The sequence below is a fragment of the Mesorhizobium sp. M7A.F.Ca.US.005.03.2.1 genome (assembly GCF_003997795.1).
Classification (GTDB): Bacteria; Pseudomonadota; Alphaproteobacteria; order Rhizobiales; family Rhizobiaceae; genus Mesorhizobium; species Mesorhizobium ciceri.
In genome coordinates this window covers 1-8,099 of record NZ_RZRP01000216.1, presented here as the reverse complement: position 1 = coordinate 8,099, position 8,099 = coordinate 1, and the positions used below count along the sequence as shown (strand labels likewise).

Here is an 8,099-nt window from a genome sequence, read left to right as displayed (position 1 = left end):
CGCCAGGACGATGAAGCGGCGGCTGCCGGACTACATGGTGCCCTCCTATCTGGAGGAGCTGCCGGCGATCCCGATGACCGTTTCCAACAAGGTGGATTTGCGCCAGCTGCCGAAGCCGACAAGCGTGCGGCTTTCGGGCGATCGCGCCATGGTCGCGCCCAGCAATGACGACGAGCGTTTCCTGGCCGACGCGCTGGCCGCGGTGCTGAAATTCGACGAAGTGTCCGTCGAGGACAATTTCTTCGACGATCTCGGCGCCAACTCGCTGCTGATGGCGCATTTCTGCGCCCGTGTGCGCACCAGGAAGGAATGGGCGACGGCGTCGATGCGCGACATCTACCTCCACCCGACCGTGGCGCGGCTGGCGCTGCATCTGGGCGTAGCGGACGAGATGACGACGGCCACCAACGAGCCCGTCCTCACGCGGCGGGCCTCCAATCTTGCCTATTGGACCTGCGGCGCCGCACAGCTGATGTTCTACGGGCTCTACAGCTATGGCGCCCTGTGGGCGATCAATGGCGGCCTCAACTGGATGTACGACGCGCTCGACGATCCGCTGCAGCTCTACATCAGGTGCGTGGCGCTTTCGGCCGCCGTGTTCTTCGGCATGTCGGGTTTTGCCGTCCTCGCCAAATGGGTGCTGGTCGGCCGCTGGAAGGCGGAGGCGTTTCCCATCTGGGGCGTGCGTTACTTCCGCTTCTGGGTGGTCAAGACGTTGATCCGCACCGCGCCCGTCGTGCTGTTCCGCGGCAGCCCGCTCTACAGCATCTACCTGCAGCTTCTCGGCACCAGGCTCGGCAAGAACGCCGTCATCGAATCGAAATCCGTGCCCGTCTGCACCGATCTCATCTCGATCGGCGCCAACACCATCCTGCGCAAGGAATCGATGATCCTCGGTTTCCGGGCGCAGTCCGGCTACATCCACACCGGGCCGCTGACCATCGGCCGCGATGCCTTTGTCGGCGTCGGTTCGACGCTCGACATCGACACCAGGATCGGCGACGGCGCCCAGCTCGGCCATTCGTCCTCGCTGCACCGCGGCCAAAGCATCCCCGACGGCGAACGCTGGCATGGCTCGCCGGCCGTGCCGACCACGGCCGACTATTGCAAGGTGCGCAATGTCGATCCGTCCAACATCCGGCGCTTCCTGTTCGAAGCGGTTCAGCTGATCGGCCTGTTTGCCATCGTCACCCCCTTGCCGCTCTTGTTCCACAGCTATTGGGAAAATGTCGGCGACGACTACCAGGAAACCATCGGCGTCGTCGCGATCGGCACCACGGTGACGCTGTTCGGCTACATGGCCGCATCCTTCCTGGCGGCGACGCTGGTGCCGCGCCTGGTCAGCCTGCTGTTGAAGCCAGGCCGCACCTACACGCTGTACGGCTTCCGCTACTGGCTGCAGACCGTCGCTGAATTCTCCAGCAACTCGCGCGTGCTCGGCCTGCTGGCCGGCGACAGCTCTGCCATCGTGCACTACATGCGAGCGATCGGCTGGAACCTCAACAAGGTGGTGCAGACCGGCTCCAATTTCGGCTCCAACCAGCAGCACGAAAACCCGCTTCTGTGCGAGATCGGCACCGAGACCATGGTGTCGGACGGGCTGTTCATGATCAACATGCACAAATCCGCCGCCGCCTTCAGGCTCGAGCCGACGAGAATCGGCGAGCGCAATTATCTCGGCAACAACATCTACTATCCGCCGGACGGCCGCACCGGCGACAACGTCCTGCTCGGCACCAAGGTGATGATCCCCATCGACGGGCCGCTGCGCGAGAATGTCGGGCTTCTGGGTTCGCCTGCCTTTGAAATCCCGCGCATGGTGAACCGCGACAAGGAACTCATCGCCGGCATCGACGAGGACGACCGGCGCCGGCGCATCCCGTTGAAGAACCGCCACAATCTGGTGACGATCCTGCTGTTCGTGGCAACGCAATGGGTCATGCTGTTCGCCACGCTGGCGATCTGGGACCGGGCGCTGAACTACTATACCGAATGGGCTGAAGTCGCACTGTTCGTCGCCGTGCTCCTGACCTCGGCGATCACCATTCCCTTCTACATCTTCGTGGAACGGGCAAGTCTTGGTTTCGGCAGGCTGAAGCCGCAGATGACGACGATCTATGACGTGGCGTTCTGGCGTCATGAACGCCACTGGAAGCTGGCGGATTCGCCGATCGTGCGGCTGTTCGCCGGCACGCCATTCCGGCCGATGATCCTGCGCATGCTGGGCGTCAGGATCGGCAGCCGTGTCTATGACGGCGGCAGCAATCTGACCGAACGCTCGCTGGTGGAGATCGGCGACGACGCCACCCTCAACGAGGGCTGCGTCATCCAGGCCCATTCGCTGGAGGAAGGCGCCTTCAAGTCCGACTTCATCCGCATCGGCAAGGGCTGCACGCTCGGACCCTCCGCCTTTGTCCACTACGGCGTCGTCATGGGCGAAGGCTCGGTGGTCGATGTCGACTCCTTCGTCATGAAGGGCGAAGAGCTGGAGCCCAACTCCATATGGCGCGGCAACCCGGCCAAGCTGCATCGCTTCGTCGAGCCGATCACCGAGTCCTCGGCCAAGGCATCGGCTTGAACACCGAGGACACCCGTCTCGTTGCCGTGACCAGGGCCAACCGCGCCCTGGTCGCGGCCCTGGAACTGGCTCCGGAGCAGAGGGATTTCGTCGCCGGCAATTCGGAGTCCCTCGAAGAAGCCGAAACCGATGAAGACGCGCGGCCGCGCGCCATCATGGCCGGGACCCGTGTCGTCGGTTTCCTGATGTACGATGCGTCGGACAACGAGGCGCTGGTCTACCGCTTCATGATCGACCGCGCCCACCAGGGCAAAGGCTATGGCAAGGCCGCATTGCGCGCCTTGCTCGACGAGATCGGTAATCTCGACCATATCAGGGAGGTTTCGATCTGCTACGAGCCCGAGAACGAGGCCGCGCGCCACCTCTATCGCGGCGCCGGCTTCGTGGAACAAGGCATCGACGAGGACGGAGAAATGATCGCCGTCCTGCCGATGGTCGATCGTTGACGCCGCCCGCTGCGAATTCATCGGAGGAAACGACCCTGCTGGAGGCTATGGCCGCGATCGCGCCGAGCGGTGTCCGGATCGGATGCCGCCTGATCCGCGAAGGCGATGAAGCCCATCTGCTGCCTGGGGAAGCGCATTCCATCCCCGCGCGCCAGCCTGGCATGCGGCGATCCAGCGGCGCGGCCCGCTGGATCGCGCACGGACTGCTGGCGGAGCTTGGCGTCGGCGACGTCGCCATCCTGCGCATGCCGTCCGGCGCGCCGGTCTGGCCCGAGGGAATAATGGGTTCGCTCGCGCACGACGACGACATGGCGGTAGCGGCGGTTGCACCGGTTGGCGATATCGCCTCGCTCGGCATCGACGTCGAGCCCGCGCAGCCTCTCCCGGATGACATTTTGGCGCTCGTGACAACACCCGCGGACCGCACCGACGCAGCCGACCGGCATCTTGCCGGCCGCATCCTTTTTGCCGCCAAGGAAGCCGTCTACAAGGCCGTCTATCCGCTCGATCGCGAGGTGCTGGGCTATGAGGACATCACCGTCGACCTGAACGCAGGCTGCGCGACGACGAAGACAGGCCGCAAGGCCAGGCTCGCCTACTGCGTTGCCCCGCGCGTGGTGGTGCTGGCGTTTGTCGAGAAAGACAGGGGTTAGCGCGCAGTCCTATTCGCCAACGATCTCCGTATACGCCCTCACCTCGCCATCCAGCCCGCGCAGCCGCCAGTTCTCGCCGTCCCGTCCCTCGACATGGCAAGGCCCGATCGGCACCTTGCCGCCGCCTTCCGGCAGGTCGAGCACATAGACGGGGTTGCAGATGCCCGAAAGTCGCGCGCGCAGCGCTTCGGTCAGCGCCTGCCCCTGCGCAATCGTCGTGCGCCGGTGCGCCATGCCGCGCGCGAGGTCGCCATGGTGCAGGTAATAGGGTTTGACGCCGAGGCGATACATCAGCTCGCGGCAGAGCTCCTCCAGCGCCTCGACGCTGTCGTTGACGCCTTTGAGCAGAACGCTCTGGTTGAGCAGCACGAAGCCGGCTTGCCGCAGCGTGCGGCAGGCGGTTTCCGTGGCCTGAGTGATTTCCCGCGCGTGGTTGAAATGGGTGACGATGGTGACCATCAGCCGGCCCTGCAGGGCCGCAACCAGCCCCGGCGTGATGCGCGACGGCAGCGCCACCGGAACGCGCGTGTGGAGGCGCAGCAGCCGCACATGCGCGATCCCTTCGATGCGCGCGCGGATTTCGGCCAGCGCCTTGTCGGGCAGCGACAGCGGATCGCCGCCGGTCAGGATCACCTCGCGGATTTCGGGATGCTTGGCGATATAGGCCAGCGCCGGCTCCAGCGCCTCGCGCGTATAGCCCCTGCCGATCGAGGTCAGAGATTCCTTGCGGAAGCAGAACCGGCAATAGACCGCGCATTGATAGGTCGGGAACAGCAGCACCCGGTCGGCATGGCGATGCGTCAAGCGCGGCACCGGGCTGAAGTCATGGTCGGCGATCGGATCGTCGAGTTCGCCTTCCGCTTCCTCCAGTTCTTGCGGAGAGGGGATGACCTGCGCCCGGATCGGATCAGCCGGGTCGTTCCAGTCGATCAGGTCGAGATAGGCTTTGGGCGCGCGCACCTTATGGTTCGCCGCCGCGGCCTGGGCGGCTGCGCGCTCGGCTGACGACAGCGGGAGGCGGTCAAGGTCGCGGACGTGGCGCACCCCGGCGCGGACGTCCGCCTGCCAGGCGGTGTCAGGATCGGCGGAGCGTGCATCGTGGAGGTTCGTGTCTGAAGTCATCAGGGTTCTCGGGGCAGTTTCTGGCGGAGCTATCGGCCGGATGGCCAGGCGGGTCAACCTTCTGGGGTGGTCGCCGCCATCAAATCCACCGCCCGCAAATCCGTAGGTATTTAGCCAAAATGGCACTATTCTGCGCAGTCTGGGCTTCAGGGAAAACGAATGGATTTCAGCACAGGCCATGGTTACCTGCTCATCGGCGGCCTCATCCTCGTCGGTACTGGGCTGCTCATCCTGTCGCTGATCGTCAATCTGCGCGTCGCCCACAGTGTGCGCGACGACGTGCGTCATCGCGAAAAGCTGCTGGAATACTACCGTAACATCTTCTCGCAGTTGGGCGTGATCCTGATCGGCATCGGGGTGTCGCTGTTCATCTTCTTTTTCCAGCAGAATTACCAGGACCAGCGCAGACGCGAAACGGATCTCCAGCAGGTTCTGGCCAAGCTGGCGGCGCGCATCGCTCGCGGCGCTCCCCTCGTCGAGTCACTTGGCGAATTCGACGCGCTGCTGGATGACGGCGGGGCCTACGTTAGTCCCGAACTTGGTGGAACCAACGCCGCCATCGGCGCGCAGGGAGCGGAGCTTGGCAAGCAGATCCGCGAAATCCTGCTGGTTGAGCGCGACGTCGACATCCGGGACTTCGACATCCTCAACCTGTCGCGCGATTTCGAGTCGTCGTTCGTCGTCAACCAGCTCGATCCGACGCTATGGTTCGACATCGTGCGCGACGAGAGCGAGATCAAATATGCCATCACCCAACTCACCCTCGACTACAAGGACCTGCAGGATGCGATCGGCGGCGAGCCGATCGAGGTTGCGATCGCCAATCCTGAAACCGAGCGCAAGATCAAGCACGAGGTGCTCGACATCTTCTACGATGCCGACCTCTTGCGCCAGCGCAGCAGGCGATTTCTCGGCCGTGCGTGCTGGCTTCTCAGCCACGGACGCAGCTTTGTCAGTCTTGCACCGGTCGAGGCGATCGAAGCCGACGCGAGGTCACATCAGGAATGGATCGACAGATCGAAGCCCTCGCTGGCACAGACGAAATCGGGCAACGGCGATTGCTTCAAACTGCTCCGATACGGCCCGGCATCCTGACTCCCGGCGGGACCGGTCGATTTGGAAGTCAGTCCCCCACACGTTGCAGCGTGCCGAGATGATTGTCGTCGAGAAAACCTACAGTCATGGCCGACGCCTTGCCGTCAGCGCCGACCACGAAACTTACACCCGAGGGGCTGTCCGGCGTCTCCGCGTCGGGGAAGGTCAGGAAAAGATCACCGTCGAAATGCCTCAATGAATAGGACCGGCCGGCGGCCGGGCCTACCTTGAGTACAAGGTCGTCTCCCGCTTTCGACACAATCGCGTCGCCGATGAAGTCGTTGGCGTACCGGCCAGCATAGACACTGCCCGGCCCGGCTCGCCGTGACGGAGACGGCGGCGCGGCATAGGCGGCCTTGGCCGCCGCGACCGCCGGACCGAACAGGCCCGCATAGATATCATTCCACGCCTTGACCCAGTCCTTCTCGACCTTACCGTCGAAGACGAGATCGGCGAAGCTGTCGGACAATCCCTCCGGCAGGCCAGTCGGAAAGGCGTTGGCGACGATGACTATGCCCAACTTCTCCTTTGGGAAGACTGTCACCAGGGTACGCGCGCCGACGCTGAAAGCGCCGGCGTGGCCCCAGCTCAGGCCGTGTCGGCCGAATTCGACATTCCAGCCGAGGCCGTAGAACGATGCGCCGCCGGAGACGGGATTGTTGCCGCGCGCTATCAGCGGAACATGCGTCTGGCTTAGCGCATCGGCGGCAATCAGTGTCTTGCCGGCATAAACGCCGTTGTGGAGGATGAGGCGCACCCATTGCGAGAGGTCACGTGCCGTAGAGCTGACGCCGCCGGCGGGCGCCTGCGCATCCGGATCGCGCTCTATCCTCGCTGCCCAGGCGCCATCGACCTTGACGTGAAGCGCGGCGCGGTTGGTTCGCTTGACGAAGTCCGAATGGCGGGAACTCGTGGAGGCCATGCTCAGCGGACGGTAGAGCTTCTCCTCGGCGACCTGCTCCCAGGGCTTTCCCGTCGGTGTCGCGGCTGCCACGGCACCCTCTGTCAATCCGAAATTGCTGTAAGAATACCCGGCCCGAAAGCTCGACGATGGCGGCACGAACCGCAGGCGATGCAGGATCTCGACGCGGTCGTAGCCAATGTCCTCGAGGTCGTCTCCGGCGGTGCCTGGAAGCCCGCTGCGATGCGAAAACAGGTCACGGACGGTGAGCTGGCTTGCCGGATAAGGATCGGCCAACCTGAAGGCCGGATCGAGATCGGCGATCTTCGAATCCCAGGACACGATCCTGTCGCTAACCAACGCCGCTACGACGGTGGCGGAAACCGGCTTGGAAAGGGAGGCGATCTGGAACACCGTGTCGGCGTCGACGGTCTCAGGCTTGCCGGCCTCGCGATGCCCAAAACCCTTGAGGAAGATCACCTCGTCATCGCGCACGACGCCGATGGCGAGCCCGGGTACGGCACCGTCCGCGACGGCGGCTTCGGCAAGCGCTTCGAGCTTCGACAGGGCAGCAGTGATGCGCTCGGGCGTGAGGCTATCGGCCGGCGCCGCGTGCGGCCAAAGCGCCATTGCGGCGATGAAGACCCAAACCCTCCACTGACAGAGATTCCGATTCAGCCGCATGCACAAGCCTCCTCCCAGGAATTCACATGACCATGATACAGGCCCGCACGGGTGAGACCAGCCCTTCTCGGGCGGCTCACGCCGCGAGCCGGATTCATCGGCCGCGCCGACGACGTCAGCTTCAGCGCCGCGCTCCTGCTCCTATCGCCCAGCGGCGTCCGCCATCGCAACAAAGGCGCTCTCGATGGTCTCGAAAGCCAGCTCCGGATACAGCACTCCGGCTTCCGGCGTGGCCGTCTCGAGCGCGGTCTCGCCGCGTATCCAGAATGCCCGCAGCAGTCCGAGCCAGGGGGCTGACGCGATCATCGCCTCAAGCTCCGCCGCACTCTGAGGCACGATGCGCGGCGAGCGGCCGCTCACCCCGCGCCACAGATCGATCATTTCGTTCTGGGTGATCTTGTTTCGGGCGATGCGGATCTCGCTGCGGATGGCATTGGGGTCGTTCAGCGCGCGCAAGGTCACGGCGGCGATGTCCTTCTCGCTGACGAACGTCGCCGGCACGTTGCCGTCGCCATAAAGTGTCACCTCTTCGGGCGGCAAGGGCGACGAGCCGAAGCGCATCAGATCGCCCAGCGTCGCCACCCATGTCGAAAAGAAGCCATTGGTGTAGATCACCGTAT

At 64.3% G+C, this 8,099-nt stretch carries 7 protein-coding genes; 4 read left to right on the top strand and 3 right to left on the bottom strand.

The window, feature by feature from the left end; genetic code table 11:
• The 3 genes from EN991_RS14340 to EN991_RS14330 all read left to right on the top strand — a co-directional run.
• The coding region (locus EN991_RS14340) for a Pls/PosA family non-ribosomal peptide synthetase (RefSeq protein WP_245460965.1) at positions 1-2,578 on the top strand (2,578 nt) is incomplete at its 5' end.
• Complete coding sequence (locus EN991_RS14335; protein WP_245460964.1) at positions 2,575-3,024, top strand: GNAT family N-acetyltransferase; 450 nt, start codon at positions 2,575-2,577, stop codon at positions 3,022-3,024. The genes EN991_RS14340 and EN991_RS14335, both read left to right, overlap by 4 nt.
• A gap of 47 nt (positions 3,025-3,071) precedes the next feature.
• Positions 3,072-3,677, top strand: coding sequence for a 4'-phosphopantetheinyl transferase superfamily protein (locus EN991_RS14330; protein ID WP_127368996.1), 606 nt, complete (start codon positions 3,072-3,074; stop codon positions 3,675-3,677).
• A gap of 9 nt (positions 3,678-3,686) precedes the next feature.
• On the opposite strand, the gene EN991_RS14325 is transcribed toward EN991_RS14330, so the two are convergent.
• Complete coding sequence (locus tag EN991_RS14325) at positions 3,687-4,799, bottom strand: KamA family radical SAM protein (protein ID WP_127368995.1); 1,113 nt, start codon at positions 4,797-4,799, stop codon at positions 3,687-3,689.
• Positions 4,800-4,958: 159 nt separating this feature from the next.
• Between EN991_RS14325 and EN991_RS14320 the strand changes: the two genes are divergently transcribed.
• A complete protein-coding gene (locus EN991_RS14320) occupies positions 4,959-5,894 on the top strand; it encodes a hypothetical protein (protein ID WP_063172626.1) in 936 nt (311 codons plus the stop codon).
• 28 nt (positions 5,895-5,922) lie between these two features.
• Here EN991_RS14320 and EN991_RS14315 read toward each other — a convergent pair whose 3' ends face one another.
• On the bottom strand, positions 5,923-7,479 hold the full coding sequence (locus EN991_RS14315; RefSeq protein ID WP_127368994.1) for a serine hydrolase: 1,557 nt from the start codon (positions 7,477-7,479) through the stop codon (positions 5,923-5,925).
• Between the two features lie 141 nt (positions 7,480-7,620).
• On the bottom strand, positions 7,621-8,099 hold a 479-nt coding region (locus EN991_RS14310; protein ID WP_164769059.1), incomplete at its 5' end, for an NmrA family NAD(P)-binding protein.

Excerpts from the sequence above, each read along its gene's own strand:
- EN991_RS14320 (WP_063172626.1), top strand. The coding sequence starts at position 4,959 with ATGGATTTCAGCACAGGCCATGGTTACCTGCTCATCGGCGGCCTCATC.
- EN991_RS14325 (WP_127368995.1), bottom strand. The coding sequence starts at position 4,799 with ATGACTTCAGACACGAACCTCCACGATGCACGCTCCGCCGATCCTGAC.
- EN991_RS14330 (WP_127368996.1), top strand. The coding sequence starts at position 3,072 with ATGGCCGCGATCGCGCCGAGCGGTGTCCGGATCGGATGCCGCCTGATC.
- EN991_RS14315 (WP_127368994.1), bottom strand. The coding sequence starts at position 7,479 with ATGCGGCTGAATCGGAATCTCTGTCAGTGGAGGGTTTGGGTCTTCATC.